Annotated in this window: 37 protein-coding genes; 3 read left to right on the plus strand and 34 right to left on the minus strand. The window is 67.0% G+C overall.

Translation table 11 applies throughout. The features are described 5' to 3' along the window. Positions 1 to 41: 41 nt before the first annotated feature. A complete protein-coding gene (coaA, locus tag KL788_RS07560; protein WP_293169994.1) occupies positions 42 to 1,001 on the plus strand; it encodes a type I pantothenate kinase in 960 nt (319 codons plus the stop codon). Next, positions 1,001 to 1,837 carry a methyltransferase domain-containing protein gene (locus tag KL788_RS07565; RefSeq protein WP_293169996.1) on the plus strand — a complete coding sequence of 279 codons (837 nt, stop codon included), beginning with the start codon at positions 1,001 to 1,003 and terminating at the stop codon, positions 1,835 to 1,837. Before coaA ends, KL788_RS07565 begins: the two co-directional genes overlap by 1 nt. Here the strand turns inward: KL788_RS07565 and glmM are convergent. The 4 genes from glmM to truA form a co-directional block, all read right to left on the minus strand. Beyond that, positions 1,834 to 3,195 (minus strand): phosphoglucosamine mutase, encoded by a 1,362-nt coding sequence (gene glmM, locus KL788_RS07570; protein ID WP_293169998.1) that lies wholly within the window; start codon positions 3,193 to 3,195, stop codon positions 1,834 to 1,836. The genes KL788_RS07565 and glmM overlap by 4 nt on opposite strands. Positions 3,196 to 3,219: 24 nt before the next feature. Continuing rightward, the gene (gene rpsI / locus KL788_RS07575; protein WP_293170000.1) at positions 3,220 to 3,720 is read right to left on the minus strand and encodes a 30S ribosomal protein S9; all 501 of its coding nucleotides are present in this window, start codon (positions 3,718 to 3,720) and stop codon (positions 3,220 to 3,222) included. Between the two features lie 30 nt (positions 3,721 to 3,750). After that, on the minus strand, positions 3,751 to 4,197 hold the full coding sequence (gene rplM / locus KL788_RS07580) for a 50S ribosomal protein L13 (RefSeq protein ID WP_293170002.1): 447 nt from the start codon (positions 4,195 to 4,197) through the stop codon (positions 3,751 to 3,753). A gap of 151 nt (positions 4,198 to 4,348) precedes the next feature. Next, the gene (gene truA, locus KL788_RS07585) at positions 4,349 to 5,221 is read right to left on the minus strand and encodes a tRNA pseudouridine(38-40) synthase TruA (RefSeq protein ID WP_293173243.1); all 873 of its coding nucleotides are present in this window, start codon (positions 5,219 to 5,221) and stop codon (positions 4,349 to 4,351) included. A gap of 71 nt (positions 5,222 to 5,292) precedes the next feature. Here truA and KL788_RS07590 point away from each other — a divergent pair, with 71 nt between their 5' ends. Continuing rightward, positions 5,293 to 7,167, plus strand: a complete 1,875-nt coding sequence (locus tag KL788_RS07590; protein WP_293170004.1) for an acyltransferase family protein — start codon at positions 5,293 to 5,295, stop codon at positions 7,165 to 7,167. A 10-nt stretch (positions 7,168 to 7,177) separates the two neighbouring features. On the opposite strand, the gene KL788_RS07595 is transcribed toward KL788_RS07590, so the two are convergent. The 30 genes from KL788_RS07595 to KL788_RS07740 all read right to left on the minus strand — a co-directional run bounded on the left by KL788_RS07595 (position 7,178) and on the right by KL788_RS07740 (position 24,347). Next, complete coding sequence (locus KL788_RS07595; RefSeq protein WP_293170006.1) at positions 7,178 to 8,206, minus strand: GNAT family N-acetyltransferase; 1,029 nt, start codon at positions 8,204 to 8,206, stop codon at positions 7,178 to 7,180. Between the two features lie 65 nt (positions 8,207 to 8,271). Continuing rightward, positions 8,272 to 8,883, minus strand: coding sequence for a 50S ribosomal protein L17 (rplQ, locus tag KL788_RS07600; RefSeq protein WP_293170007.1), 612 nt, complete (start codon positions 8,881 to 8,883; stop codon positions 8,272 to 8,274). A gap of 57 nt (positions 8,884 to 8,940) precedes the next feature. Then, positions 8,941 to 9,933: a DNA-directed RNA polymerase subunit alpha gene (locus KL788_RS07605; protein WP_293170009.1), complete on the minus strand. Its 993-nt coding sequence runs from the start codon at positions 9,931 to 9,933 to the stop codon at positions 8,941 to 8,943. Between the two features lie 172 nt (positions 9,934 to 10,105). Then, positions 10,106 to 10,504, minus strand: coding sequence for a 30S ribosomal protein S11 (rpsK, locus tag KL788_RS07610; protein ID WP_293170011.1), 399 nt, complete (start codon positions 10,502 to 10,504; stop codon positions 10,106 to 10,108). 48 nt (positions 10,505 to 10,552) lie between these two features. Next, a complete protein-coding gene (gene rpsM / locus KL788_RS07615) occupies positions 10,553 to 10,927 on the minus strand; it encodes a 30S ribosomal protein S13 (RefSeq protein ID WP_293170013.1) in 375 nt (124 codons plus the stop codon). A gap of 137 nt (positions 10,928 to 11,064) precedes the next feature. Beyond that, complete coding sequence (gene rpmJ, locus KL788_RS07620; RefSeq protein ID WP_047561540.1) at positions 11,065 to 11,178, minus strand: 50S ribosomal protein L36; 114 nt, start codon at positions 11,176 to 11,178, stop codon at positions 11,065 to 11,067. Positions 11,179 to 11,248: 70 nt separating this feature from the next. After that, positions 11,249 to 11,470 carry a translation initiation factor IF-1 gene (gene infA, locus KL788_RS07625; protein WP_021759551.1) on the minus strand — a complete coding sequence of 74 codons (222 nt, stop codon included), beginning with the start codon at positions 11,468 to 11,470 and terminating at the stop codon, positions 11,249 to 11,251. 191 nt (positions 11,471 to 11,661) lie between these two features. After that, on the minus strand, positions 11,662 to 12,252 hold the full coding sequence (locus tag KL788_RS07630; RefSeq protein ID WP_293170034.1) for an adenylate kinase: 591 nt from the start codon (positions 12,250 to 12,252) through the stop codon (positions 11,662 to 11,664). Then, positions 12,249 to 13,574, minus strand: coding sequence for a preprotein translocase subunit SecY (secY, locus tag KL788_RS07635; protein WP_293170036.1), 1,326 nt, complete (start codon positions 13,572 to 13,574; stop codon positions 12,249 to 12,251). Before secY ends, KL788_RS07630 begins: the two co-directional genes overlap by 4 nt. A 113-nt stretch (positions 13,575 to 13,687) precedes the next feature. Next, positions 13,688 to 14,449 carry a 50S ribosomal protein L15 gene (gene rplO / locus KL788_RS07640; RefSeq protein WP_293170038.1) on the minus strand — a complete coding sequence of 254 codons (762 nt, stop codon included), beginning with the start codon at positions 14,447 to 14,449 and terminating at the stop codon, positions 13,688 to 13,690. Beyond that, positions 14,449 to 14,634 carry a 50S ribosomal protein L30 gene (rpmD, locus tag KL788_RS07645; RefSeq protein ID WP_293170040.1) on the minus strand — a complete coding sequence of 62 codons (186 nt, stop codon included), beginning with the start codon at positions 14,632 to 14,634 and terminating at the stop codon, positions 14,449 to 14,451. Before rpmD ends, rplO begins: the two co-directional genes overlap by 1 nt. Then, positions 14,634 to 15,296, minus strand: a complete 663-nt coding sequence (gene rpsE, locus KL788_RS07650) for a 30S ribosomal protein S5 (protein ID WP_293170042.1) — start codon at positions 15,294 to 15,296, stop codon at positions 14,634 to 14,636. The genes rpmD and rpsE overlap by 1 nt, the downstream gene beginning before the upstream one ends. A 23-nt stretch (positions 15,297 to 15,319) precedes the next feature. Further along, positions 15,320 to 15,691, minus strand: coding sequence for a 50S ribosomal protein L18 (gene rplR, locus KL788_RS07655; protein WP_293170044.1), 372 nt, complete (start codon positions 15,689 to 15,691; stop codon positions 15,320 to 15,322). A 2-nt stretch (positions 15,692 to 15,693) separates the two neighbouring features. After that, the gene (gene rplF / locus KL788_RS07660; protein ID WP_293170046.1) at positions 15,694 to 16,230 is read right to left on the minus strand and encodes a 50S ribosomal protein L6; all 537 of its coding nucleotides are present in this window, start codon (positions 16,228 to 16,230) and stop codon (positions 15,694 to 15,696) included. A 6-nt stretch (positions 16,231 to 16,236) separates the two neighbouring features. Continuing rightward, positions 16,237 to 16,635, minus strand: a complete 399-nt coding sequence (rpsH, locus tag KL788_RS07665; RefSeq protein WP_293170048.1) for a 30S ribosomal protein S8 — start codon at positions 16,633 to 16,635, stop codon at positions 16,237 to 16,239. Between the two features lie 90 nt (positions 16,636 to 16,725). Beyond that, complete coding sequence (gene rplE, locus KL788_RS07670) at positions 16,726 to 17,313, minus strand: 50S ribosomal protein L5 (RefSeq protein WP_293170050.1); 588 nt, start codon at positions 17,311 to 17,313, stop codon at positions 16,726 to 16,728. Then, complete coding sequence (gene rplX / locus KL788_RS07675) at positions 17,313 to 17,672, minus strand: 50S ribosomal protein L24 (RefSeq protein WP_293170052.1); 360 nt, start codon at positions 17,670 to 17,672, stop codon at positions 17,313 to 17,315. The genes rplE and rplX overlap by 1 nt, the downstream gene beginning before the upstream one ends. Positions 17,673 to 17,675: 3 nt before the next feature. Beyond that, a complete protein-coding gene (rplN, locus tag KL788_RS07680; RefSeq protein WP_293170054.1) occupies positions 17,676 to 18,044 on the minus strand; it encodes a 50S ribosomal protein L14 in 369 nt (122 codons plus the stop codon). Positions 18,045 to 18,076: 32 nt separating this feature from the next. After that, on the minus strand, positions 18,077 to 18,400 hold the full coding sequence (rpsQ, locus tag KL788_RS07685) for a 30S ribosomal protein S17 (protein ID WP_293170056.1): 324 nt from the start codon (positions 18,398 to 18,400) through the stop codon (positions 18,077 to 18,079). Next, positions 18,400 to 18,741, minus strand: coding sequence for a 50S ribosomal protein L29 (gene rpmC, locus KL788_RS07690; protein WP_293170058.1), 342 nt, complete (start codon positions 18,739 to 18,741; stop codon positions 18,400 to 18,402). Before rpmC ends, rpsQ begins: the two co-directional genes overlap by 1 nt. Next, complete coding sequence (rplP, locus tag KL788_RS07695; protein WP_293170060.1) at positions 18,741 to 19,160, minus strand: 50S ribosomal protein L16; 420 nt, start codon at positions 19,158 to 19,160, stop codon at positions 18,741 to 18,743. Before rplP ends, rpmC begins: the two co-directional genes overlap by 1 nt. A 5-nt stretch (positions 19,161 to 19,165) precedes the next feature. Continuing rightward, on the minus strand, positions 19,166 to 19,939 hold the full coding sequence (gene rpsC, locus KL788_RS07700; protein WP_293170062.1) for a 30S ribosomal protein S3: 774 nt from the start codon (positions 19,937 to 19,939) through the stop codon (positions 19,166 to 19,168). Between the two features lie 2 nt (positions 19,940 to 19,941). After that, the gene (gene rplV / locus KL788_RS07705; RefSeq protein WP_255158203.1) at positions 19,942 to 20,343 is read right to left on the minus strand and encodes a 50S ribosomal protein L22; all 402 of its coding nucleotides are present in this window, start codon (positions 20,341 to 20,343) and stop codon (positions 19,942 to 19,944) included. Positions 20,344 to 20,370: 27 nt separating this feature from the next. Beyond that, positions 20,371 to 20,652 carry a 30S ribosomal protein S19 gene (gene rpsS, locus KL788_RS07710; protein WP_293170066.1) on the minus strand — a complete coding sequence of 94 codons (282 nt, stop codon included), beginning with the start codon at positions 20,650 to 20,652 and terminating at the stop codon, positions 20,371 to 20,373. A gap of 15 nt (positions 20,653 to 20,667) precedes the next feature. Then, a complete protein-coding gene (gene rplB / locus KL788_RS07715; RefSeq protein WP_293170068.1) occupies positions 20,668 to 21,504 on the minus strand; it encodes a 50S ribosomal protein L2 in 837 nt (278 codons plus the stop codon). A 19-nt stretch (positions 21,505 to 21,523) separates the two neighbouring features. Continuing rightward, positions 21,524 to 21,835 carry a 50S ribosomal protein L23 gene (rplW, locus tag KL788_RS07720; protein WP_293170070.1) on the minus strand — a complete coding sequence of 104 codons (312 nt, stop codon included), beginning with the start codon at positions 21,833 to 21,835 and terminating at the stop codon, positions 21,524 to 21,526. Further along, entirely contained in the window at positions 21,832 to 22,479 is a 648-nt protein-coding gene (rplD, locus tag KL788_RS07725) for a 50S ribosomal protein L4 (protein ID WP_293170072.1), read from the minus strand. Before rplD ends, rplW begins: the two co-directional genes overlap by 4 nt. A gap of 5 nt (positions 22,480 to 22,484) precedes the next feature. Further along, the gene (rplC, locus tag KL788_RS07730; RefSeq protein WP_293170074.1) at positions 22,485 to 23,135 is read right to left on the minus strand and encodes a 50S ribosomal protein L3; all 651 of its coding nucleotides are present in this window, start codon (positions 23,133 to 23,135) and stop codon (positions 22,485 to 22,487) included. An 11-nt stretch (positions 23,136 to 23,146) separates the two neighbouring features. Further along, positions 23,147 to 23,455: a 30S ribosomal protein S10 gene (rpsJ, locus tag KL788_RS07735; protein ID WP_047561503.1), complete on the minus strand. Its 309-nt coding sequence runs from the start codon at positions 23,453 to 23,455 to the stop codon at positions 23,147 to 23,149. A 412-nt stretch (positions 23,456 to 23,867) separates the two neighbouring features. After that, positions 23,868 to 24,347 carry a hypothetical protein gene (locus KL788_RS07740; RefSeq protein WP_293170077.1) on the minus strand — a complete coding sequence of 160 codons (480 nt, stop codon included), beginning with the start codon at positions 24,345 to 24,347 and terminating at the stop codon, positions 23,868 to 23,870. Positions 24,348 to 24,405 lie beyond the last annotated feature (58 nt).

Raw genomic sequence — 24,405 nt, forward strand, 5'->3', positions numbered from 1 at the left:
GTCAGGAACAAGGGATGCCCCGCGGGGGTACTGTGGGGGCGATGGCCGAGCCGAGCGCACCGCGCGACACCCTCGCGCGCGAGACGAGCCCGTTCGACGAGATCGACCGGCGGCGCTGGGCCGCGCTCGCCCCCGAGACGCCGCAACCGCTTCGTGAGACCGAGCTGGTGCAGTTGCGCGGCCTGGGCGACTCGCTCGACATGCGCGAGGTCGCCGAGGTCTACGTTCCGCTGAGCCGACTGCTCAGCCTCTACGCCGTCGGCGCTCGCGACCTGCACGCGGCGACCCGCAGCTTCTTGCGCGAGCCCGGGCAGCACACCCCCTTCGTCATCGGCGTCGCGGGCTCGGTCGCGGTCGGCAAGTCGACGATCGCCCGCCTGCTGCGCGAGCTGCTGTCGCGGTGGGAAGACACTCCGCGCGTCGAGCGCGTGACGACCGACGGCTTTCTGCTGCCGACCCCCGAACTCGCACGACGGGGCATCCTGCACCGCAAGGGTTTTCCTGAATCGTACGATCGCCGCTCGCTGCTGCGCTTCGTCGCCCGGGTCAAGGCGGGCGCCGATGAAGTGCGGGCGCCCGTCTACAGCCACCTCACCTACGACCGTGTGCCCGGTGCCGAGATCATCGTGCGCCGCCCCGACATCCTCATTGTCGAAGGCCTCAACGTGCTGCAGCCGCCGGGGCCGGGCGCATCGCTCGCGGTGAGCGATCTGTTCGACTTCACGATCTATGTGGATGCTCGCACGAGCGATATCGCGCAGTGGTACGAAGACCGCTTTATGGCTCTGCAGCGCGGCGCCTTCACCGACCCGCGCAGCTACTTTCACCGCTACGCCGCGCTCGCCCCTGATGAGGCGCGGGCTAAGGCACGGGAGATCTGGCGCGAGATCAACGAGCCGAACCTCATCGAGAACATCCTGCCGACGAAGGCGCGCGCGTCGCTCGTGCTGCGCAAGGCGAGCGACCACAGCGTCGAGACGATCCTGCTGCGCAAGATCTGATGGCTGAGACACCTGACTCGGCCTCGGCCGACTCCGCGAAGTACACCCACGGTCACCACGCGAGCGTGCTCTCGGTGCATCGCTGGCGCACGATCGCCAACTCGGCCGCGTACCTCGAGCCGCACCTCGTCGCCGGTCGATCTCTGCTCGATGTGGGGTGCGGGCCCGGCACGATCACGGCCGAGTTCGCCGAACGGCTCTCTCCCGGGCGTGTGGTCGGTCTCGACGCCGCACCCGACGCGATCGCGGCGGCCCATTCGCACGCGGTCGAGGTCGGCTCGACCGCGACGTTCGTGCAGGGCGATGCCTTCGCGCTGCCCTTCGACGACGGCGCGTTCGACATCACGCACACCCATCAGACGTTGCAGCACGTCGCCGACCCCGTCGCGATGCTGCGCGAGATGGCGCGGGTCACCGCGCCGGGAGGCACGATCGCCGCGCGCGAGGTCGACTACGCCGTGACGAGCTGGTTTCCGCTGCTGCCCGGTCTCGCGCTCTGGCTCGACCTCTATCAGCGCGTGCACCGGGGCAATGGGGGCGAGCCCGACGCGGGTCGACATCTCAAGGCCTGGGCGCACGCCGCCAGGCTCGATGCCGTCGAGACCACGGCGACCGTCTGGCTCTTCAGCGACGAGGTCGACCGGGCTTGGTGGGGTGGAGCGTGGGCTGAGCGAGTGCTGCACTCGTCGTTCGCGCGCGACGCCCTCGACGGCGGGCATGCGACGCAGGCAGAGCTGCAAACCATCAGCGAGGCGTGGCGCGAGTGGGCGCAGCACGACGACGCGATGCTCACCATGACCCACGTCGAGGTCATCGCGACGCCGAAGGTCGTTTAGACCGCGAGCTGCTCGCGCACGACAGCGGCGAGGCGTTCAGCCACCGCTTCTGCTGTCGCCTGATCGGCCGCCTCGACCATGACGCGCACCATCGGCTCGGTGCCGCTCGCCCGCAACAGCACGCGACCGCTGTCACCCAGTGCCGCCTCTTCGGCCGCGACCGCCTCAGCGACGACCTCGTGGCCTTCGAGCGCTGCGCGATCGACGCCGCGCACGTTGATGAGCACCTGCGGGAACACGGTCATGACACCGGCCAGCTCGGCCACCGTTTTCTTCGTGCGAGCCATCTCGGCCGCGATCTGCAGGCCGGTCAGAATGCCGTCGCCGGTCGTCGCGTGCTCGCTGAAGATGATGTGCCCCGACTGCTCGCCGCCGAGACTGAGCTCGTGCTCGGCGAGCGCCTCGAGCACGTAGCGGTCGCCGACCTTGGTCTCGATCATGCGGATGCCGTGGTGCTGCATCGCGCGCTTGAGGCCGAGGTTGCTCATCACGGTGGCGACGAGCGTGTCGTCGACGAGAGCCCCGCGCGCGTGCATCGACAGGGCGATGATGGCCATGATCTGGTCGCCGTCGATGATGTTGCCGTGAGCATCCACCGCCAGGCACCGGTCAGCGTCGCCGTCGTGAGCGATGCCCAGATCGGCGCCGAGCTCGACGACCGCCGCGCGCAGCGGGTCGAGATGCGTCGAGCCCACGCCATCGTTGATGTTGAGCCCATCGGGGTCGCTGCCGATCACGGTCACGCGAGCGCCAGCATCGGCGAAGACGCGCGGCGAGATGCCGGCCGCGGCTCCGTGTGCGCAGTCGATGACGACATGCAGCCCTTCGAGCGAGACGTCGAGGGTGCCCAGCAGGTGCAGCACGTAGCGGTCTTCGGCGTCGGCGAAGCGTTGAATGCGGCCTACGCCGGCACCGGTCGGTGCGAGCTTCTCGCCCGCGAGCGCGTCTTCGATGCGATCTTCGACGGCGTCGGGCAGCTTCGTGCCGCCGTACGAGAAGAACTTAATGCCGTTGTCAGGAGCCGGGTTGTGCGACGCCGAGATCATGACGCCGAAGTCGGCACCGATGTCGCCGACGAGAAAGGCCGCCGCCGGAGTCGGAATGACACCCGCATCGAGCACGTCGATGCCCGAGCTCGCGAGCCCGGCCGAGACTGCTGCCGTGAGGAATTGCCCTGAGACCCGCGGATCGCGGGCGACGATCGCCGTGGGCCTCTTGCCCGCTGCGCGCAACTCTTCAGCGTGCCGACCGGAGGTGAGCACGAGCGCGGCTGCCTGCGAGAGCCCGAGGGCGAGGTCAGCGGTGAGATCACCGTTGGCCAGCCCTCGAACCCCGTCAGTGCCGAAAAGTCGACCCATCGCGTTCGACCAGAACCCGGGCGACTAGCGCTTCGAGTACTGAGGAGCCTTGCGCGCCTTCTTGAGACCGGCCTTCTTGCGCTCGATCACGCGCGCGTCGCGCGTGAGGAAGCCGGCCTTCTTGAGGATGGCGCGGTTGTTCTCGCGGTCAATCTCGTTGAGCGCGCGGGCGATCGCGAGGCGCAGCGCACCAGCCTGGCCCGAGGGGCCACCGCCGGTGATGCGGGCGATCACGTCGTACGCGCCGCCGAGCTGCAGAACCGTGAAGGGGTCGTTGATGAGCTGCTGGTGCAGCTTGTTCGGAAAGTACTGCTCGAGCGTGCGCCCGTTGACCGAGTAGGTGCCAGCGCCGGGAGTGATGCGCACGCGGGCGATCGCCTGCTTGCGTCGACCGACGGCCTGGCCGCCGACCGAGAGCACGGCGCGGGGCGCGGCCGTCTCGACGGGCGCAGCCGACTCGGTGGTGTACGACTCGGGAGCAACCTCGTCGATGTTCGTTTCGTCAGTGTTCGTAACGTCTGCCACGATGCGTGTCCTTTAGCGTCTGCGCGGTCGCTACTGAGCGACCTGGTCGAGGGTGTAGGTCGTCGGCTGCTGCGCAGCGTGAGGGTGCTCGGCACCCGCATAGACCTTGAGCTTCTTGATCTGGGCGCGGCCCAGCGAGTTCTTCGGCAGCATGCCTCGAATGGCCTTCTCGACGGCGCGCACGGGGTTCTTCTCCAGCAGTTCGGAGTAGGTCGTGGCCGTGAGTCCGCCCGGGTAGCCGGAGTGGCGGTAGGCCTTCTTCTGAGTGAGCTTCGACCCCGTCAACGCGACCTTCTCGGCGTTGATGATGATGACGAAGTCGCCCATGTCCATGTGCTGGGCGAAGGTGGGCTTGTGCTTGCCCCGCAGCAGGGCGGCGGCGTGGCTGGCGAGACGGCCCAGGACGACATCGTTGGCATCGATGACGACCCAGTTGTGCTGAACGTCAGCGGGCGTGGGGCTGAAAGTGCGCGTCACAATCACGGCTTTCGTGTCGAGTAGTTCGTGAATCCCGCTCCGGGAGGAGTTCTCGCACGGATCGTGCGGAACGCCGAGGTGGAGGGCTCAACCGGATGCCCGTCGGCGACGGACACCAAGGGTCGACACTAGTGCACGCGAGGCCGGTCGGTCAATCTGAGGGCTCGGCCGAGCGCCCCGCGCGTTCCCGACGCGCGCGCGTGAGCTCGGCCCGTGCCGCGAGCTCGTCGTCGGGCGGGTAGCCGACCTCCATCAGTGTGAGGCCCCGCGCCGCGACCACCGAGAAACCGTTCTCGCGCCTCGCCCCCTCGAGCACGGCGTGCAGCTGGTCGAGCCCCAGCTCGTGCTTGCCGACCTCGATGGCCGAGCCGACGAGTGCGCGCACCATCGAGTGGCAGAACGCGTCCGCCCGCACGTCGGCGATGAGCACGCCGTCGGAATCTCGTGACCAGCCGTAGTCGAGCAGCGTGCGAATGGTCGTGGCGCCTTCGCGCGGCCGGCAGAACGCCCCGAAGTCATGAAGGCCCGTGAGGCTTCGGCTCGCGGCATCCATGGCCTCGAGGTCGAGGTCGGCCGTGTGCCAGAGGGTGTGCCCGCGACGACGCGGATCACGGAGGCTGCGGGCATCCGCGACCCGGTACTGATAGCGGCGCCAGAGCGCCGAGAAGCGCGCGTCGAAGCCCTCGGGTGCTAGCGCGACGCCGGTGACCACGACATCGGCCCCGTGCCGGCTGATGAGGCCGTTGAGCCTCCTGGTGAGCGACTCCTCGACCGAGCCGGCCCGCCTCGACGCCGCGAGCGCCCGCCACTGGTCAGCACTGAGGTCGATGTGAGCGACTTGACCGATCGCGTGCACGCCCGCGTCGGTCCGGCCGGCCACGACCAGGCGCACCTCGTGCTCGGGGTGGCGCAGCAGAGTGGCGACCGCTTGTTCGAGCTCACCCTGCACCGTGCGCAGTCGCGGCTGCCGCCCCCAGCCCGAAAAAGCCGCGCCGTCGTACGCGACATCGAGTCGCAGGCGCACCGTTTCCACAACCGATCATCCTAGAGCGGCGCATCCGCACCTCCTCGCTAACGCGAGAGACTGTTCTCACGATGTCTGCGATCAGCACAAGCCCCGCGAACGGCACCCGGCTTGCGGGTCTCGACGGCCTGCGAGCGCTCGCGATCACGCTCGTGCTGGCGTACCACCTGTTTCCGGGTCTCGCTCCGGGAGGGTTTCTCGGCGTCGACATCTTCCTCGTCGTGAGCGGGTACCTCATCACCGCGCTCCTCATCGCCGAGCATCGTCTCGAGGGTCGCGTCAGGCTGCGCCGGTTCTGGGCCAGGCGCGCCCGGCGGCTGCTGCCAGCCCTGATCGTCGTGGTCGGGCTCTCGGCAAGCGTGGCGGCCCTGATCGGCGGCGACATTCTCGTCGGCATCGGCTGGCAGCTCGCCGGAGCCCTCACCTTCAGCAGCAACTGGTGGTCGATTGCGAACGGCTCGACCTACCTCGATCAGACCAGCCCCGAGCTCTTCCGGCACTTCTGGTCGCTCGCGGTCGAAGAGCAGTTCTACCTGCTGTGGCCCCTGGCGGTCATCGCTCTGCTCGCCCTGCCTCTGCGGCACCTGCGCGTCGCGTTGCCGGTCGCGCTCGCGGTCGCGTCTGCCGCAGCGATGGCGCTGCTCGCCGGTGATCCCGCGATCGATCCGGCCCCCGCCTCGGCGGCGTACTACTCGACGCTCACGCACGGCTTCGGGCTGCTACTCGGGGCCGGACTGGCTGTGGCCCGCGAGCCTATCGCGAAACGGGCATCCGTCACGCGGGTGCCCCGCTGGGCCGCCGATGCGGCCGCCCTGCTCTCCGTGCTGGGTCTGGTGGCCTTGAGCGTCGTGCTGTCGATCGACTCGGTCGCCACCTACCAGGGCGGGCTCGTGGCTGCGGTGTTGCTCACCGGCGTACTGATCGTGAGCGCCGAGCACCCGCGCGGGTCAGCGGCGACGGTGCTGGATGCTCCGCTCCCCCGCTGGCTCGGCGAACGCTCGTACGGGCTCTACCTGTGGCACTGGCCCGTGCTCATGCTGCTCGGAGCAGCCCTGCCCTTCGTCGACCGCGGGGGGCCACAGGCCTGGCTGCTCGGGCTCGGCGCGCTCGTCATCTCGATCGGCCTCGCCGCTCTGAGCTACCGACTGCTCGAGCAGCCCGTGCGCCAGCGCCGCGTGCGCGCCATCGTCGCGACCTGGCCGAGGCCCCGTCGCGTGGTCACGGTCGTGGCGAGCGGGCTCGCTCTCGCCGGATTGGTCGCCGGCACAGCGACCGCGGTGGTGCGCGCACCCGCGCAATCTGAGGCCGCCGCCTTCATCGCCGCCGGGCAGGCCGCTCTCGACGCCGCCGCGGCGCAGCCTCTGCGCATCCCGCTGTCAGAGCGCGCGCCGGTCGACGGCACGGCCGCGAAGCTGGCGACAGGCGACCAGATCGTCGCGATCGGAGACTCGGTCATGCTCGCGGCGGCCCCCCAGCTGCAGGCTCGGTGGCCGGGCATCGCCATCGACGCGGTCGTCTCGCGGCAGATGCGGCAGGCGCCCGAGATCGTGCGGTCGCTCGCGGCTCGCGACGCGCTGCGCCCGATCGTCATCCTGCACCTCGGCACCAACGGGTCGATCGATCCGTCGACCTTGGCCGAGGTGCGGTCGATCATCGGGCCCGACCGGCAGCTCGTGCTCGTCAGTGCCCAGGCGCCGCGCGACTGGATTCCTGTCGTCAACAGTCACCTGTTCGCCTTCGCGGCCGACTACCGCGATGTCGTCGTCGCTGACTGGCGCCGCGCGATCGCACCGCAGTTGAACCTGCTCGCGCGCGACCAGGTACACCCCGGGTCAGCCGGTGGTCGGGTCTACGCCAGCGCCGTCGAGAGCGCGCTGCTCTACCTTGCCTCGCTGCCCGAACTGATCGACTACGACGAGAATCCCGAGCTGTGGCGTCCGCGTTGACGCGACGAGGTCAGTAGACGACGCGGTAGGCGACGTCTCGAGCCGTGGGCACGAACCCGAGGCGGGTGTAAACGCCGAGGGCTCCCGTGGGGTTCTCGGTGTCGACGTCGAGCACGGCCAGTTCGAGATCGGCCGCAAGGTATGCCTGCAGCACGTCGGCGAGCAGGGCGCTCGCCAGGCCACGCCCGCGCCACTCGCGCACGGTGCCGACGAGCCCGATATAGGCGCTGCGGGCACCCTGGCGTTCCCAGTCGTCTTCGTTGATCTCGGTGATCACGAACCCGACCACCGCGTCGCCGACGCGGGCGATGCGGCACAGCTCGGGCCTGAAGCTCGGTAGCGTCTGCATCGACTCCCACCCTTCGCGGCTCGTCGGCTGGCTGCCCCAGTGGTCGGCGAACGAGGCGTTCTTCGCCGCGCGCACCGCTTCGCTCAGCACTGCAGAGAACGGCTCGACCGTCACGCCCTCCGGCAGCGCGACGGAGGGTGCCTGCTGCCCGAGCGGGCACTCGAGCGTCGTGAAGTAGCGCGCGGGCTCGAAGCCAACTCGCTGCAGCAGTCTTCCGTGCTCGGGCGCCAGGTCGGCGGCGTAGCTCATGACCCAGGCGGGCAGGGTGCTCGAACTCTGCGAGAGCAGTTGCTGCGCTCGGGCGTGCTGCCAGGCGAGCAGCCGCCGACCGATGCCGCGCCCGCGGTGCGCGGGATCGACTCCGCCAGAGAGGAAGACCCGCATGACCGTCTCAGGATCGGGAGGCGAAGTCACGAGCCCCCACGCCACAGCGCGACCGTCGGCGTCGAGCGCCAGCACGCCATCGCGAGCGGGCTCGACCCACGAGTGGCCGAGCTCTTCGTCGAGCTCGTCGAGCGACTCGCTCCAGGTCGGGTGATCGCGGGCACTGATGCGCTCGGCGAGGTCGGTGAGCGTCGCGGCGTCGTCTGTGGTCAGCGACCGCCAGTGGATGCCCTCCGGCCCCTCGGGCAGTGCGATGTTGTCGGGCGCCGGTACGCGGTCGCGCAGCTCGGGCTTCTCATCGGTCACGCAGAAAAGCGTACGGCCCCCGCTCTCTCGAGCGGGGGCCGTGACGCGATCGTGATTCGAGCTGGCTACTTCGCCTCAGCCTCGTCGACAGGCGCCTCGTCAGCGGCCTCGTCGGCGGGCGCTTCGTCGGCGACGTCGGCCGCGGGCGCCTCGTCGACCGTCTCGTCGGCGGGGGCCTCGTCGGTCACTACCTCGTCGACAACGACCTCGTCAGCCGCCGCGTCGTCAGCGACGACCTCGTCGACGACGGGCTTCTCGGCGGGCGCCGCGGCCGCGGCAGCAGCCGCGGTCTTCTTCGCGCTCTTGGGCTTGGGGTTCACGGGCTCGAGAACGAGCTCGATCACGGCCATGGGGGCGTTGTCGCCCTTGCGGTAGCCGACCTTTGTGATGCGGGTGTAGCCGCCCTCGCGCTCGGCCATGAGCGGCGCGATCTCGGTGAAGAGCTCGTGCACGGCGCTCTTGTCGCGAATGATCGTCATCACGCGACGGCGGGCGTGCAGGTCGCCGCGCTTGGCGAAGGTGATGAGGCGCTCAGCGAGTGGACGCAGGCGCTTGGCCTTCGTCTCGGTCGTGGTGATGCGCTTGTGCGTGAAGAGTGCCGTCGCGAGGTTCGCGAGAAGCAGGCGCTCGTGGGCGGGGCCGCCGCCGAGGCGGGGTCCCTTCGTGGGCTGAGGCATGGTGTGTGTTCTTTCGTATCAGTGACGGGAAGGGGCGAGAACGAAGCGCCGCAGCGCCTAGTTGCTTTTCTCGTCGTCGTAGCCGCCGTAGAAGTGAGCGCCGTCGAACCCGGGAACCGCGTCCTTGAGCGAGAGGCCCATCTCGACGAGCTTGTCCTTGACCTCGTCGACCGACTTCTGGCCGAAGTTGCGGATGTTCATCAGCTGGGTCTCCGAGAGCGCGACGAGCTCGCTCACGGTGTTGATGCCCTCGCGCTTGAGGCAGTTGTAGCTGCGCACCGAGAGGTCGAGGTCTTCGATCGGCATCGAGAGCTCGGTCGAGAGCACGGCGTCGACCGGCGCGGGGCCGATCTCGATGCCCTCGGCTTGCGTGTTCAGCTCGCGGGCGAGACCGAACAGCTCGACGAGCGTGCGGCCGGCCGATGCGATCGCGTCGCGCGGGGTGATGGCGGGCTTCGACTCGACGTCGACCACGAGACGGTCGAAGTCGGTGCGCTCACCGGCACGAGTCGCCTCGACGCGGTAGGTCACCTTGAGCACGGGCGAGTAGATCGAGTCGACCGGAACCTGGCCGGCTTCGCTGAACTCGCTGCGGTTCTGGGTGGCGCTGACGTAGCCGCGACCGCGCTCGATCGTGAGCTCGAGCTCGAACTTGGCACTGTCGTTGAGCGTCGCGATGACGAGCTCGGGGTTGTGAATCTCAACACCGGCCGGCGCCGAGATGTCGGCGGCGGTGACCTCACCCGCGCCCTGCTTGCGCAGGTAGGCGGTGATCGGCTCGTCGTGCTCGCTCGAGACCACGAGGTTCTTGATGTTCAAGATGATCTCGGTGACGTCTTCTTTCACACCGGGAATGGTGCTGAACTCGTGCAGCACGCCATCGATGCGGATGCTCGTCACGGCAGCGCCGGGAATCGACGAGAGCAGGGTGCGACGCAGCGAGTTGCCGAGCGTGTAGCCGAAGCCGGGCTCCAGCGGCTCGATGATGAAGCGGGACCGGAACTCGGAGACGCTCTCCTCGGTCAGAGTGGGACGTTGTGCGATGAGCACTGTTGATTCCTTTCGGCAAAGTGTCCGCCATATGACACTTGTGGCGCGACGAGTGGCTGGCTCGTCGAGTGTGTTGAGTTATTTAAGAACTACTGCGGTTCTGGATGGCGTGCGCCCCACGGCGCACGCCAGCGTGATTCCTATGAACCGCTTCATAGGAATCACAGAGGGGCTAGACGCGGCGACGCTTGGGCGGCCGGCAGCCGTTGTGCGCCTGCGGCGTCACGTCGCTGATCGAGCCGACCTCGAGGCCGGCGGCCTGCAGTGAGCGGATCGCCGTCTCGCGCCCGGAGCCGGGGCCCTTGACGAAGACGTCGACCTTCTTCATGCCGTGCTCTTGCGCCTGACGCGCTGCCGACTCGGCGGCGAGCTGAGCGGCGAACGGGGTCGACTTGCGTGAGCCCTTGAAGCCGACCTGGCCGGACGATGCCCAGCTGATGACGGCGCCGCTCGGGTCGGTGATCGACACGATCGTGTTGTTGAAGGTCGACTTGATGTGAGCCTGGCCGACGGCGATGCTCTTCTTTTCTTTGCGGCGGGGCTTGCGCGCGGCCGTCTTGGGTGCTGCCATGGTGTTCTCCTAAACCTGTCGAATTGCGCGGAGGCGGCGGGGCCGCGGTTAGCGCGCCTTCTTCTTGCCGGCGACGGTGCGCTTCGGGCCCTTGCGGGTGCGCGCATTGGTCTTGGTGCGCTGACCGCGCACAGGCAGACCGCGGCGGTGGCGGATGCCCTCGTACGAGCCGATCTCGACCTTGCGGCGAATGTCGGCGGCGACCTCACGGCGCAGGTCACCCTCGACCTTGAACGTGCCTTCGATGTGGTCACGCAGTGCGACGAGCTGGTCGTCGGTGAGGTCTTTGACCCGCACGTTCGGGTCGATCCCGGTGGCAGAGAGGGTCTGCAGCGAACGCGTGCGTCCGACTCCGTAGATGTAGGTCAGGGCGACTTCCACGCGCTTGTCGCGCGGAATGTCGACTCCGGCAAGACGGGCCATGATGGCTCCTTCAGGTGGGTGAGAGGTGTGGAGCAGTTCCGGTGCCGGGGCCTCCCGCCCTGGGTGTCCTCCGCCGTGGCGGAATCTGGAACTGCCTGGTGTTCGTATTTAGTTGTGGCTTCGTGGGGGCGTGAGCCCTAGCCCTGGCGTTGCTTGTGCCGCGGGTTCTCGCAGATGACCATCACGTTGCCGTGACGGCGGATCACCTTGCACTTGTCGCAAATGGGCTTGACGCTGGGGTTGACCTTCATGGTTGTGCTTTCTCTCGCTGGCCTCGTGCGCCGGGTGGATCCCCGGGCCGTTCCTTATGCGGTCGAACCGTCACTTATAGCGGTAGACGATGCGGCCACGGGTCAGGTCGTACGGGCTCAGCTCGACGATCACGCGGTCCTCAGGAAGGATGCGGATGTAGTGCTGGCGCATCTTGCCCGAGATGTGGGCGAGAACCTTGTGGCCGTTGGTCAGCTCGACGCGGAACATCGCGTTGGGCAGCGCTTCGACCACCGAGCCTTCGATCTCGATGACACCGTCTTTTTTGGCCATTGCCTCTTCGTCGCTATAAGTGTGATTCGTACCGGTCGTGCGGATGACACGGTGCCCCAGACGATCGCCCCGTCTGCACGGCGGAGACGACGATGACACGCCGAAGGCGTGCCGAAAGCACCAAAGGTCGAGCTTAGGTGATATCGGGCTCGCAGAGCAAGTCGAGACCGCAGCAGCGAGCGCTCAGCACGTCAGGCGGTGAACAGGATGCCGCGCGCGGCGAGCTCGTGCTCAATGCGCGCGGTGACCTCGGCGATCTCGCCGATGCCATCGACCTTGGCGAGCAGGCCGCGCTGGTCGTACACGTCGATGAGCGGCGCCGTCTGGCGGGCGTACACCTCGAGGCGGTGGCGCACCACGGCCTCGTCGTCGTCGGCCCTGCCCTGGTCGAGAGCACGCTTCTTCAGTCGCTCGACGACGATATCGGGCTCCGCGACGAGCTCGACCACAGCATCCATCGACGTGTCGTGCTGGGCGAGGAACTCATCGAGCGCGCGCACCTGGTCGGTCGTGCGGGGGTAGCCGTCGAGAAGGAAGCCCTCGGCGGCATCGGGCTGCGAGAGCCGGTCACGCACGAGATCGTTCGTGAGGCTGTCGGGCACGTTATCGCCGGCATCCATGTAGGCCTTCGCCTTGAGGCCCAGCTCGGTCTCGTTGCGCAAGTGCTCACGGAAGATGTCGCCCGTCGAGATGGCCGGCACGCCCAGCGCCTCTGAGAGACGCTGCGCCTGCGTGCCCTTGCCCGCACCGGGCGGGCCGATCAGCAGCAGGCGGGCGCTCATCGCAGCAGGCCCTCGTAGTGCCGCTGCTGCAACTGCGCGTCGATCTGCTTCACCGTCTCGAGGCCGACGCCCACGATGATGAGGATGCTCGCACCACCGAACGGGAAGTTCTGGTTCGCTCCGACAGCGGCGAAGGCGATGAGCGGAATCAGCGCCACGAGACCGAGGTAGAGCGACCCCGGCAGGGTGACCCTGGTCAGCACGTAGTCGAGGTACTCGGCCGTCGGGCGACCCGCGCGAATACCCGGGATGAAGCCGCCGTACTTCTTCATGTTGTCGGCGACCTCTTCAGGGTTGAAGGTGATCGCGACGTAGAAGTACGTGAAGCCGACGATGAGCAAGAAGTACACGACCATGTAGATCGGGTTGTCGCCTGAGACCAGGTTGTTCTGAATCCAGACAACCCACTCAGGGGCGGTCTCGCCCGCGGCCGGCTGGTTGAACTGCGCGATGAGCGCGGGCAGGTACAGCAACGACGAGGCGAAGATGACCGGCACGACGCCCGCCATGTTGACCTTGATCGGAATGTAGGTGTTGTTGCCTCCGTAGGTGCGGCGGCCCACCATGCGCTTGGCGTACTGCACGGGAATGCGCCGCTGCGACTGCTCGACGAACACGACGGCGCCCATGACGAGCAGGCCAAGCGCGAGCACGAGCAGGAAGATCTCGAAGCCCTGAGAGACCGCGATGGCCCACAACGCCGACGGGAACGTCGCAGCGATCGAGACGAAGATCAGCAGCGACATGCCGTTGCCGATGCCGCGCTCGGTGACGAGCTCGCCCAGCCACATGATGAGTCCGGTGCCGGCCGTCATGGTGATAACCATGAGCAGAATGGCGTACCAGGCGTCGTTCGTGATGAGGTCGCTGCACTGCGGAACACCGCTCGTGGTGGGGAAGAGCGCACCGGCGCGAGCGACCGTGATGAGGGTGGTCGACTGCAGCACCGCGAGAGCGATCGTCATGTAGCGGGTGTACTGCGTGAGCTTCGCCTGGCCCGCCTGACCCTCTTTGTGCAGGGTGTCGAAGTGGGGGATGACGACGCGCAGCAGCTGGGTGATGATCGACGCCGTGATGTACGGCATGATGCCGAGCGCGAAGATCGAGAGCTGCAGCAAGGCGCCGCCGCTGAACAGGTTGACGAGCTGATAGAGCCCCGTCGCACCCTGATTGCCGGCGAGGCAGATCTGCACGTTCTGAAAGTCGACGAACGGCGCAGGAATGAATGAACCCAGACGGAAGAGGGCGACGATCCCGAGGGTGAAGCCAATCTTGCGGCGCAGGTCGGGCGTGCGGAAGATCCGCCCGATAGCTCTGAACACGAGACCTCCCGTAGAAAAACCATGAGCATCCGACCGCCCGGCGGCGAACGGATGCTGTGGCCCGAGTGGGCCGGACCCGCAGGTGAGGGTGGCCCCGAAGGGCCACCCATCACCTACTGGATCGAACCGCCGGCAGCGACGATCTTCTGCTCGGCAGAGCGCGAGACCTTGTCGACGGTCACATTGAGCTTAACCGCAATGTCTCCCTGCCCAAGAACCTTGACCTTCTCGTTCTTGCGCACGGCACCCTTGGCGACGAGGTCGCTGATCGTGACATCGCCCCCCTTGGGGTACAGGGCGGCGAGCGCGTCGAGGTTGACGACCTGGTACTCGACCCGGAACGGGTTCGTGAATCCGCGCAGCTTGGGCGCGCGCATCACCGAGTTGAGGTTGCCGCCCTCGAAGCCGGGCTTGACCTGGTAGCGGGCCTTGGTGCCCTTGGTGCCACGACCGGCGGTCTTGCCCTTCGAGCCTTCACCACGACCCACGCGGGTGCGCTCCTTCTTCGACCCGGCAGCCGGGCGAAGGTGGTGCACTTTGAGCACCTGAGGGCGCGCGACGTCTGCCGACGCGGCCTTCTTCGCGGGTGCGGCCTTGGCCGGAGTCTTCGCCGGAGCCTTGGTCGCGGGCGCCTTGTCAGCAGCAGCCTTGGCCGGAGCCTTGTCAGCAGCAGCCTTCGCAGGCGCCTTCGCGGCCGCAGCCTTGGCCGGAGCCTTCGTCGCGGGAGCCTTGTCAGCAGCCGCCTTAGCCGGAGCCTTGTCAGCAGCAGCCTTCGCAGGTGCCTTGGCGGGAGCCTTCTTCTCAGCCGCAGGCTTCGCAGCCGCGGGCTTCTTGGCCGGCGCCTTGTCGGCGGCGGGCTTCTTCTCTTCTGCCATTAGTCAATCTCCTCGACAGTCACCAGGTGGGCGACCGTGCGAACGTAGCCGCGATTGGCCGGGGTGTCTTCACGCACGACGATGTCGCCGATGCGCTTGAGACCCAGGCTGCGCAGCGTGTCGCGCTGGTTCTGCTTCTCGCTGATCACGGACTTGATCTGGGTCACTTTGAGCTGCGCAGCCATCACGCACCACCCTTTCCGGATGCGGCTTCGGCAGCGAGTGCCTCGGCGCGCACGAGACGCGCCGGAGCGACATCTTCGAACTCGAGTCCGCGACGGGCGGCGACGGCGCGCGGCTCTTCGAGCTGCTGCAGCGCTGCCACCGTGGCGTGGACGATGTTGATCGTGTTCGACGAGCCGAGCGACTTGCTCAGCACGTCGTGGATGCCGGCGCACTCGAGCACGGCGCGAACCGGGCCACCGGCGATAACACCGGTACCGGCCGCGGCGGGGCGCAGCAGCACGACGCCGGCTGCGGCCTCGCCCTGCACCGGGTGCGGAATCGTCTGAGCGACGCGAGGCACGCGGAAGAAGTTCTTCTTCGCCTCTTCGACGCCCTTCGAGATGGCGGTGGGCACTTCGCGCGCCTTGCCGTAGCCGACACCGACCATGCCGTTGCCGTCGCCGACGACCACGAGGGCGGTGAAGCTGAAGCGACGACCACCCTTCACGACCTTCGACACGCGGTTGATCGTGACGACGCGCTCGAGGAACTGGCTCTTCTCGGCATCGCGCTGGCCGCGGTCGCGGTTCGGGCTGCGCTCACGCCCGCCACGACGCGCCTCGCGAGGCTCGGTGCTCGGCTCTGACGACGCTGCCGTCTCCACGGGGGCTTCTGCCGCCACGGGCTGCTCCTTCTCGATCTCGCTCACAGGTTGAGTCCGCCCTCTCGCGCTCCATCGGCGATCGCTGCGACGCGACCGGCGTATCGGTTGCCTCCGCGGTCGAACACCACGTCTGCCACTCCGGCCTTCTTCGCGCGCTCGGCGAGCAGTTCGCCCACCTTGCGGGCCTTGGCCGTCTTGTCTCCGTCGAACGTGCGCAGGTCGTCTTCCATCGTCGACGCGCTCGCCAGGGTGTGACCCTTGCTGTCGTCGACGATCTGAACGAAGACGTGGCGCGCCGAACGGGTGACCACGAGGCGCGGACGATCGGTCGTTCCCGTGATGCGCTTGCGCAGACGGGCGTGACGGCGGCCCTTGGCGGCCGTCTTGCTCTTTCCTCTAGTTCCGAGAGCCATGGTTACTTACCACTCTTTCCGGCCTTGCGGCGTACGATCTCGCCGGCGTACCGCACACCCTTGCCCTTGTAGGGCTCGGGCTTGCGAATCTTGCGAATGTTGGCCGCGACCTCGCCGACGGCCTGCTTGTCGATGCCGCTGACGGTCAGCTTGTTGTTGCCCTCGACCGTGAAGGTGATGCCCGCAGGCGGGTTCACGGTGACGGGGTGCGAGAAGCCGAGCGCGAACTCGACGCCCTCGCCCTTGGCCTGCACGCGGTAACCGGTGCCGACGACCTCGAGGCCCTTGGAGTAGCCCTGAGTGACGCCGATGATCTGGTTGGCGATGAGTGTGCGGGTGAGGCCGTGCAGCGAGCGCGAGTTGCGCTCGTCATCGGGGCGGGTCACGACGACCTGGTTCTCCTCGATGGCCACCTCGATGGGGCTCGCGACAGTGAGCGCGAGCTCACCCTTCGGGCCCTTGACGGTGACGGCCTGGCCGTCGATCTTCACCTCGACACCACCGGGGATGTCGATGGGCATGCGTCCGATTCGTGACATGGCGGGTTACCACACGTAGGCGAGGACTTCCCCACCCACGCCCTTCTTCATCGCCTCACGGTCGGTCAGCAGACCGGAGGAAGTCGACAGGATCGCCACGCCGAGGCCACCGAGAACGGTGGGGATCTCGGTCGACTTCGCGTAGACGCGCAAGCCGGGCTTGGAGACGCGCTTGATGCCGGCGATCGACCGCTCGCGGTTCGGGCCGTACTTCAGCGAGAGCGTAAGGGTTGAGCCGACGCGGGCGTCAGCGACGGCCCACTCAGCGATGTAGCCCTCGCGCTTGAGGATCTCGGCGATGTGCGTCTTCAGCTTCGAGCTGGGGAGCGACACCGTCTCGTGGAACGCCGAGTTGGCGTTCCGCAGTCTGGTCAGCATGTCTGCGACCGGATCTGTCATCGTCATGATGCGTTGTTCCTATTCTCGTCCGGTTTCGACTCCCGGTACACCGGGGCCGACCTAGGCGATCGTGGCCCTGCTGGGCCGGATGGGATGTTACTGAGCAGTCTCTGACGACCGGAAGGGGAAGCCGAGCGCGCGCAGCAGAGCGCGACCCTCGTCGTCCGTCTTCGCCGTCGTCACGACAGTGATGTCGAAGCCGCGCACGCGGTCGATCTTGTCCTGGTCGATCTCGTGGAACACGCTCTGCTCCTGGATACCGAAGGTGTAGTTGCCGTTGCCGTCGAACTGCTTCTCGCTCAGCCCGCGGAAGTCGCGGATGCGAGGCAGGGCGAGGGTGATCAGGCGGTCCATGAACTCCCAGGCGCGGTCGCCACGCAGCGTGACGTGCGCACCGATGGGCATGCCCTCGCGCAGCTTGAACTGTGCGATCGACTTGCGCGCCTTCGTGACCTGGGGCTTCTGACCCGTGATGGCCGTCAGGTCTTTGATGGCCCCATCGATCACCTTGGAGTCGCGAGCGGCCTCACCGACACCGGTGTTCACGACGATCTTCACGAGCCCGGGCACCTGGTGCGGGTTGGTGTACCCGAACTGCTCGGTGAGAGCCTTTGTGATCTCGGCGCGGTACTTCTGCTTGAGGCGCGGCTGGATTTTGCCAGGCGCGGTTGCAGTATCAGTCATCAGAACTTCTCACCTGACTTCTTGGCGTACCGCACGCGCACGGTCTTCTTGACGCCGTTCTTCTCGACGGTCTCCTCGCGGAAACCGACGCGCGTGGGCTTCTTGGTCTTGGGGTCGACGAGCGCCACGTTCGAGATGTGGATCGGAGCCTCTTGCGTCTCGATGCCGCCGGTCTTTGTGCCGCGCTGCGTCTGGCCGACGCGCACGTGCTTGGTGACGTAGTTGACGCCCTCGACGATGACGCGGTTCTTCTCGGCGATGACCTCGATGACACGACCCTGCTTGCCGCGGTCTCCGCCGCGGTCTTCGGTCGCGCCCGTGATCACCTGCACGAGGTCGCCCTTTTTGATGTTGGCCATGAGTTAGAGCACCTCCGGTGCGAGCGAGACGATCTTCATGAACTTCTTGTCGCGAAGCTCACGGCCGACCGGCCCGAAGATACGGGTACCACGAGGGTCGCCATCGGCCTTGAGGATGACGGCGGCGTTCTCGTCGAACTTGATGTACGAGCCGTCGGAGCGACGCGTCTGCTTGACGGTGCGCACGATGACGGCCTTGACGACGTCGCCCTTCTTGACGTTGCCGCCGGGGATCGCGTCTTTGACGGTCGCGACGATGACATCGCCCAGACCGGCGTAGCGACGGCCGGAGCCGCCGAGAACGCGAATCGTCAAGAGCTCTTTGGCGCCGGTGTTGTCGGCAACCTTGACTCTGGATTCTTGCTGAAGCATTTCTTACTCCTAGTGGTCAAGCAGGCGAAGGCCTACTTGGCCTTCTCGAGAATCTCGACGAGGCGCCAGCGCTTCGTGGCGGACAGGGGGCGGGTCTCGGAGATGAGCACGAGGTCGCCGATACCGGCGGCGTTCTGCTCATCGTGCGCCTTGACCTTCGAGGTGCGGCGGATGACCTTGCCGTACAGCGGGTGCTTGACGCGGTCTTCGACCTCGACAGTGATGGTCTTCTCCATCTTGTCGCTCGTCACGTAGCCGCGGCGCACCTTGCGGTAGCCGCGAGCGTCAGCATCGCGAACGTCGTGGGCAGCCGACTCGTGACCGGCGTCGGTGGTCTTCTTCTCAGTCGTCGCCATCAGTTCTTCTCCTCGGTGTTGTCCGAAGCTGCGTCGTCTGCAGCCGCTTTGTCCGCGGCCTCGGTCTTTGCCTTGGCAGTCTTCTTCGCCGGCTTCTCGGGAACCTCGACCGGAGCCGGGGTCGCACGAATGCCGAGCTCGCGCTCACGGATGATCGTGTAGATGCGCGCGATGTCGCGCTTCACCGCACGAAGGCGTCCGTGGCTCTCGAGCTGACCCGTCGCGGCCTGGAAGCGCAGGTTGAAGAGTTCTTCCTTCGCCTTCTTCAGCTCGTCGACGAGACGCTCGTCTTCAAAGGTGTCGAGCTCGACAGGTGCCAGCTCTTTCGATCCGATCGCCATTACGCGTCGCCTCCCTCGCGCTTGATGATGCGTGCCTTGAGGGGCAGCTTGTGAATGGCACGGGTCATGGCCTCGCGAGCGAGCTGCTCGTCGACACCCGCGACCTCGAAGAGGACGCGACCCGGCTTGACGTTGGCGACCCACCACTCGGGCGAGCCCTTACCCGAACCCATGCGGGTCTCAGCGGGCTTCTTGGTGAGCGGGCGGTCGGGGTAGATGTTGATCCACACCTTGCCGCCACGCTTGATGTGGCGCGTCATGGCGATACGAGCGGACTCGATCTGCCGGTTCGTCACGTACGCGGGAGTCAGGGCCTGGATGCCGAACTCGCCGAACGAGACTTCGGTGCCTCCGGTCGCGTGACCACTCCGCTTGGGGTGGTGCTGCTTGCGGAACTTGACCTTGCGGGGAATCAGCATTGTCCTTAGCCTTCCGCTCCGGCCGTGGCGGGCGCCTTGGTGGTGGCCGGTCGGCCGCCATCGCGACGCGGGCCGCGGTCAGAGTCACGTCGCTCGGGGCGCGTCGACTTCTGTGAAGCCTGCTCGCGAGCGAGTTCTTTGTTGGTGATGTCGCCCTTGTAGATCCAGACCTTCACACCGATGCGGCCGAAGGTGGTCTTGGCCTCGTAGAAGCCGTAGTCGATGTTCGCGCGCAGCGTGTGCAGCGGAACTCGACCTTCGCGGTAGAACTCGGAGCGGCTCATCTCAGCACCGCCGAGGCGGCCGGAGACCTGGATGCGCACGCCCTTCGCGCCGGCACGCTGCGCGCCCTGCAGGCCCTTGCGCATCGCGCGACGGAAGGCGACGCGGGCGCTGAGCTGCTCGGCGATGCCCTGGGCGACCAGCTGAGCCTCGGCCTCGGGGTTCTTGACCTCGAGGATGTTGAGCTGGATCTGCTTGGCGGTGAGCTTCTCGAGGTCGGCGCGGATGCGCTCGGCCTCGGCACCACGACGACCGATCACGATGCCCGGGCGGGCGGTGTGAATGTCGACGCGGACGCGGTCGCGCGTGCGCTCGATCTCGATGCGGGCGACGCCGGCGCGGTCGAGGCTCGTGGTGAGCATGCGGCGGATCTTGACGTCTTCCGCCACGTAGTCGGCGTAGCGCTGACCGGGCTTGGTGCTGTCAGAGAACCAGCGCGACACGTGGTCGGTGGTGATTCCGAGACGGAAACCGTACGGGTTGACTTTCTGGCCCATGACTACTTGCTCGCCTTCTTCTTGCCGGTGCTCGAGCCCGCGGCAACCAGCTCGTCCGGCGTGGCGAGCACGACGGTGATGTGGCTGGTGCGCTTGTTGATGCGGAACGCACGGCCCTGAGCGCGCGGCTGGAACCGCTTCAGGGTCGTTCCCTCATCGACGAAGGCGCGAGACACGTAGAGGTCTTGCTCGTCGAGGAAGGTGTTCGCCGCATCGGCCTTGACTCGCGCGTTGGCAATGGCCGCAGCGACGAGCTTGTAGACGGGCTCACTCGCGCCCTGCGGCGCGAACTTCAAAATGGCCAGGGCCTCAAGGGCCTGCTTGCCGCGGATCAGGTCGACGACGCGACGAGCCTTCTGAGGCGTCACGCGGATGTGTCGCACACGGGCGATCGACTCCACCATGTCTGTACTCCTCTTCACGCCGCCGGGTTACCGGCGACGACCCTTCTTGTCGTCCTTCTCGTGACCGCGGAAGGTGCGGGTGGGCGCGAACTCGCCGAGCTTGTGCCCGACCATGGTCTCGGTCACGAACACGGGAATGTGCTTGCGTCCGTCGTGCACGGCGATCGTGTGGCCGAGCATGGCCGGCACGATCATCGACCGGCGCGACCAGGTCTTGATGACGTTCTTGCTGTTGGCCTCGTTCTGCGCGAACACCTTTTTGAGCAGGTGGTCGTCGACGAACGGACCCTTCTTGAGACTGCGAGGCATAGTTCTCGACTCCTACTAGCGCTTCTTGCCAACGGTGCGGCGGCGGACGATGAGCTTGTCGCTCTCTTTCTTCGGGCGACGAGTGCGGCCTTCCGACTGGCCCCAAGGGCTCACCGGGTGACGACCACCGCTGGTCTTGCCCTCACCACCACCGTGCGGGTGGTCGATCGGGTTCATCGCGACACCGCGAACCGTCGGGCGCACGCCCTTCCAGCGCATGCGTCCGGCCTTGCCCCAGTTGATGTTCGACTGCTCGGCGTTGCCGACCTCGCCGACGGTCGCGCGGCAGCGCGCGTCAACGTTGCGGATCTCGCCCGAGGGCAGACGCAGCTGGGCGTAGGGGCCGTCTTTCGCGACGAGTCGCACCGAGGTGCCAGCCGAGCGCGCCATCTTCGCGCCGCCACCGGGGCGCAGCTCGATCGCGTGCACGACCGTGCCGACCGGAATGTTGCGCAGCGGCAGGTTGTTGCCGGGCTTGATGTCGGCCGAAGGGCCCGACTCGACGATGTCGCCCTGCGACAGCTTGTTGGGCGCCAGGATGTAGCGCTTGGTGCCGTCGACGAAGTGCAGCAGTGCGATGCGCGCCGTGCGGTTCGGGTCGTACTCGATGTGCGCGACCTTGGCGTTGACGCCGTCTTTGTCGTTGCGACGGAAGTCGATCATGCGGTACTGGCGCTTGTGGCCACCACCGATGTGACGCGTCGTGATGCGGCCGGAGTTGTTGCGACCACCCGTCTTGGGCAGCGGCTTCAGCAGCGACTTCTCAGGGGTCGAGCGCGTGATCTCGGCGAAATCTGCGACCGAGGAGCCGCGGCGACCCGGGGTCGTGGGCTTGTACTTGCGAATAGCCATTGTCGTTATTCCTTCGTGCCTAGCCGACGGCCGTGAAGATGTCGATGGAGCCCGACTTCAGCGTGACGATGGCGCGCTTGGTGTCTTTGCGCTTGCCGGTGCCGAAGCGGGTGCGGCGGGTCTTGCCCGTGCGATTGAGCGTGTTCACCGTGGCGACCTTGACGTTGAAGATCTTCTCGATGGCGAGCTTGATCTCGGTCTTGTTCGACCGCGGGTCGACGATGAAGGTGTACTTGCCATCGTCGATGAGCGCGTAGCTCTTCTCGCTCACGACCGGCGCGATGATGATGTCGCGGGGGTCTTTGTTCTGAGCGGCAGCGTGGATGCTCATGCGCTGACCTCTTCCTTCTTGGTCTTCGACTCCACGAACGAATCGAAGGCGGCCTTCGTGAACACGATGTCGTCGCTGACCAGCACGTCGTACGCGTTGAGCTGGTCGGGGGTGATGACGTGCAGGTTCTTGAGGTTGCGCACGCTCTTGAGGTTGACCTCGTCGTCGCGCTCGATCACGACGAGCACGTTGCGGCCCGTGGTGAGCAGAGCGATGACGGATGCTGCGGCCTTCGTCGAGGGCACGTCGGTGCCGAACGACTCGACCACGTGCAGCCGCTCGCCGCGAGCCCGGTCGGAGATCGCACCCAGCAGTGCCGCGGCGATCATCTTCTTGGGGGTGCGCTGGGCGTAGCTGCGCGGCGTCGGGCCGTGCACGATGCCACCACCGGTCATCTGGGGCGCGCGGATCGAGCCCTGACGAGCGCGACCGGTGCCCTTCTGCTTGAACGGCTTGCGGCCGGCACCCGAGACCTCGCCACGACCCTTGGTCGAGTGAGTGCCCTGGCGTGCGGCAGCGAGCTGCGCGACGACGACCTGGTGCAGTAGCGGAACATTGGTCTGAACGTCGAAGACGGCGGCGGGCAGGTCGACCGAGCCGGTCTTCTTGCCGGCGGCGTCGAGAACGTCGAGCGAGGTAGCCATGGCGATTACGCTCCCTTCACGGCGTTGCGGACGAATACGAGACGACCGCGAGCACCGGGAACCGCGCCCTTGACGAGCAGCAGACCCTTCTCGAGGTCGACGGAGTGGACCGTCAAGTTCATGACCGTGACGCGGTCGCCACCCATGCGGCCCGCCATGCGCATGCCCTTGAAGACACGGCTGGGGGTCGACGAAGCGCCGATCGAGCCCGGCTTGCGGTGGTTGCGGTGCGAACCGTGCGACGCCGAGACGCCCTTGAAGTTGTGGCGCTTCATGACACCGGCGAAGCCCTTGCCCTTGCTCGTGCCGACGACGTCGACCAGCTGGCCGGCCTCGAAGATGTCGACAGCGAGCAGCTGGCCCGGCGTGTACTCGGCGGCGTCAGCCGTGCGCACCTCGGTGAGGTGGCGGCGCGGCGTGCTGCCGGCCTTCTCGAAGTGGCCGGTGAGGGGCTTGGTGACCTTGCGCGGGTCGATGGCGCCGTAGGCGATCTGCACGGCGGCGTAGCCGTCGATCTCGGGGGTGCGCACCTGCGTCACCACGTTCGGGGCGATCTCCACCACGGTGACGGGCACGAGCTTGTTGTTCGCGTCCCACACCTGCGTCATGCCGAGCTTCGTGCCCAGCAGACCCTTGGTCGTCTTGATTGCAGACATATCCGGGTTCCTTAGAGCTTGATCTCGATGTTGACGTCGGCGGGCAGGTCGAGGCGCATGAGCGAGTCGACCGCCTTCGGCGTCGGATCGATGATGTCGATGAGACGCTTGTGCGTGCGCTTCTCGAAGTGCTCGCGGCTGTCTTTGTACTTGTGGGGCGACCGGATGACGGCAATGACGTTCTTCTCCGTCGGCAGGGGCACGGGGCCCACGACCGTGGCGCCGGCACGGGTCACCGTGTCGACGATCTTGCGCGCCGATGCGTCGAGACCAGCGTGGTCATACGACTTAAGCCGGATGCGGATCTTCTGTCCCGCCATGCTCAACTCTCTTCCTTCTTAGACGTGATGCACCCCTGACGGGCGCACCTCACGCGGAGCGCAATCGCTGTCGCACCACTGTTCTTCTGTCAAACGAACGCTTGCTTGTCGCCTGCTCACACCGACCCCCGCGCTCGGGCGTGTCGCCCTCGCAACGCACGGCATCCGCACACAAGGTTTCCCTTGGAGAGGGTGCAGGGGGTGTGAGCTGTGTTCTGCTGCCCGCGGCCTAGGCTCATCACGACCCGCTACCGATCACTCGGTGCGACGCTCGTCCTATGCACTGCCTGGCAGTGAGCCGCGCACGAAAACGCGGCGTGTGGAACTTGAAGAGTCTGCCACAGCGCGCGACCTGCTGCAACCCGGGCGTGTCGCGCTGACGCGCGACACGCCGGTGGGGCGCGAAATCGACCTACTCGGCGGTCTCCGGGCCCGTCGCAGCAGCTTCCATTGCCTTCTTCGGCCGCAGAATGACGAGCTCGACGAGCAGCACCGAGATGACTCCTGCCACCATCAGCAGGCCACCGGCCGCCACGGCAATCGCGACGACCAGAATTCCCCAGTCTTCACCCTGCCCGCCGCCCGAGACGACACTGACGACCGTCAGCACGCCGATGTTGACGACGAGCGCCGCGATCAGCGACACGATGTGCGTGCCGATGCGCCAGCCGACCGCGCGGCGGCGTTGCACGATCGCCCCGATGACGAGGAGCACGGTCCACAGTCCGAGCGCGATGCCCAGCAGACCGAACAGCACGCGGGGGGTCTGATCGACGAGCGTGCCGACGGGGTCGGCGCTATCGGTCAGCGCGAAGGCCGCGAGCACCAGCCACGCGAGCGCGATCGCGATGCCGATGATGAGAATGATCTCGAGCACGATGCGACGGACCATGACCAGCCTTTCGATGAGTCGACGTGACACGGTCTGCCGGTCGCGTGGCCAGAGCCTA

The organism is Microcella sp. (assembly GCF_019739195.1).
In the GTDB taxonomy this organism is placed as follows: Bacteria; Actinomycetota; Actinomycetes; order Actinomycetales; family Microbacteriaceae; genus Microcella.

What these genes read in the sequence shown, in the direction of transcription:
- coaA (WP_293169994.1), top strand. Translation starts at nt 42, where the DNA reads ATGGCCGAGCCGAGCGCACCGCGCGACACCCTCGCGCGCGAGACGAGC.
- KL788_RS07565 (WP_293169996.1), top strand. Translation starts at nt 1,001, where the DNA reads ATGGCTGAGACACCTGACTCGGCCTCGGCCGACTCCGCGAAGTACACC.
- glmM (WP_293169998.1), bottom strand. Translation starts at nt 3,195, where the DNA reads ATGGGTCGACTTTTCGGCACTGACGGGGTTCGAGGGCTGGCCAACGGT.
- KL788_RS07590 (WP_293170004.1), top strand. Translation starts at nt 5,293, where the DNA reads ATGTCTGCGATCAGCACAAGCCCCGCGAACGGCACCCGGCTTGCGGGT.
- rplQ (WP_293170007.1), bottom strand. Translation starts at nt 8,883, where the DNA reads ATGCCTCAGCCCACGAAGGGACCCCGCCTCGGCGGCGGCCCCGCCCAC.
- rpsK (WP_293170011.1), bottom strand. Translation starts at nt 10,504, where the DNA reads ATGGCAGCACCCAAGACGGCCGCGCGCAAGCCCCGCCGCAAAGAAAAG.
- rpsM (WP_293170013.1), bottom strand. Translation starts at nt 10,927, where the DNA reads ATGGCCCGTCTTGCCGGAGTCGACATTCCGCGCGACAAGCGCGTGGAA.
- rpmJ (WP_047561540.1), bottom strand. Translation starts at nt 11,178, where the DNA reads ATGAAGGTCAACCCCAGCGTCAAGCCCATTTGCGACAAGTGCAAGGTG.
- infA (WP_021759551.1), bottom strand. Translation starts at nt 11,470, where the DNA reads ATGGCCAAAAAAGACGGTGTCATCGAGATCGAAGGCTCGGTGGTCGAA.
- KL788_RS07630 (WP_293170034.1), bottom strand. Translation starts at nt 12,252, where the DNA reads ATGAGCGCCCGCCTGCTGCTGATCGGCCCGCCCGGTGCGGGCAAGGGC.
- rplO (WP_293170038.1), bottom strand. Translation starts at nt 14,449, where the DNA reads ATGGCAGAAGAGAAGAAGCCCGCCGCCGACAAGGCGCCGGCCAAGAAG.
- rpmD (WP_293170040.1), bottom strand. Translation starts at nt 14,634, where the DNA reads ATGGCTGCGCAGCTCAAAGTGACCCAGATCAAGTCCGTGATCAGCGAG.
- rplR (WP_293170044.1), bottom strand. Translation starts at nt 15,691, where the DNA reads ATGGCTCTCGGAACTAGAGGAAAGAGCAAGACGGCCGCCAAGGGCCGC.
- rplF (WP_293170046.1), bottom strand. Translation starts at nt 16,230, where the DNA reads ATGTCACGAATCGGACGCATGCCCATCGACATCCCCGGTGGTGTCGAG.
- rpsH (WP_293170048.1), bottom strand. Translation starts at nt 16,635, where the DNA reads ATGACGATGACAGATCCGGTCGCAGACATGCTGACCAGACTGCGGAAC.
- rplE (WP_293170050.1), bottom strand. Translation starts at nt 17,313, where the DNA reads ATGACTGATACTGCAACCGCGCCTGGCAAAATCCAGCCGCGCCTCAAG.
- rplX (WP_293170052.1), bottom strand. Translation starts at nt 17,672, where the DNA reads ATGGCCAACATCAAAAAGGGCGACCTCGTGCAGGTGATCACGGGCGCG.
- rplN (WP_293170054.1), bottom strand. Translation starts at nt 18,044, where the DNA reads ATGCTTCAGCAAGAATCCAGAGTCAAGGTTGCCGACAACACCGGCGCC.
- rpsQ (WP_293170056.1), bottom strand. Translation starts at nt 18,400, where the DNA reads ATGGCGACGACTGAGAAGAAGACCACCGACGCCGGTCACGAGTCGGCT.
- rpmC (WP_293170058.1), bottom strand. Translation starts at nt 18,741, where the DNA reads ATGGCGATCGGATCGAAAGAGCTGGCACCTGTCGAGCTCGACACCTTT.
- rplP (WP_293170060.1), bottom strand. Translation starts at nt 19,160, where the DNA reads ATGCTGATTCCCCGCAAGGTCAAGTTCCGCAAGCAGCACCACCCCAAG.
- rpsC (WP_293170062.1), bottom strand. Translation starts at nt 19,939, where the DNA reads ATGGGCCAGAAAGTCAACCCGTACGGTTTCCGTCTCGGAATCACCACC.
- rplV (WP_255158203.1), bottom strand. Translation starts at nt 20,343, where the DNA reads ATGGTGGAGTCGATCGCCCGTGTGCGACACATCCGCGTGACGCCTCAG.
- rpsS (WP_293170066.1), bottom strand. Translation starts at nt 20,652, where the DNA reads ATGCCTCGCAGTCTCAAGAAGGGTCCGTTCGTCGACGACCACCTGCTC.
- rplB (WP_293170068.1), bottom strand. Translation starts at nt 21,504, where the DNA reads ATGGCTATTCGCAAGTACAAGCCCACGACCCCGGGTCGCCGCGGCTCC.
- rplW (WP_293170070.1), bottom strand. Translation starts at nt 21,835, where the DNA reads ATGAGCATCCACGCTGCCGCTCAGAACAAAGACCCCCGCGACATCATC.
- rplD (WP_293170072.1), bottom strand. Translation starts at nt 22,479, where the DNA reads ATGGCTACCTCGCTCGACGTTCTCGACGCCGCCGGCAAGAAGACCGGC.
- rplC (WP_293170074.1), bottom strand. Translation starts at nt 23,135, where the DNA reads ATGTCTGCAATCAAGACGACCAAGGGTCTGCTGGGCACGAAGCTCGGC.
- rpsJ (WP_047561503.1), bottom strand. Translation starts at nt 23,455, where the DNA reads ATGGCGGGACAGAAGATCCGCATCCGGCTTAAGTCGTATGACCACGCT.
- KL788_RS07740 (WP_293170077.1), bottom strand. Translation starts at nt 24,347, where the DNA reads ATGGTCCGTCGCATCGTGCTCGAGATCATTCTCATCATCGGCATCGCG.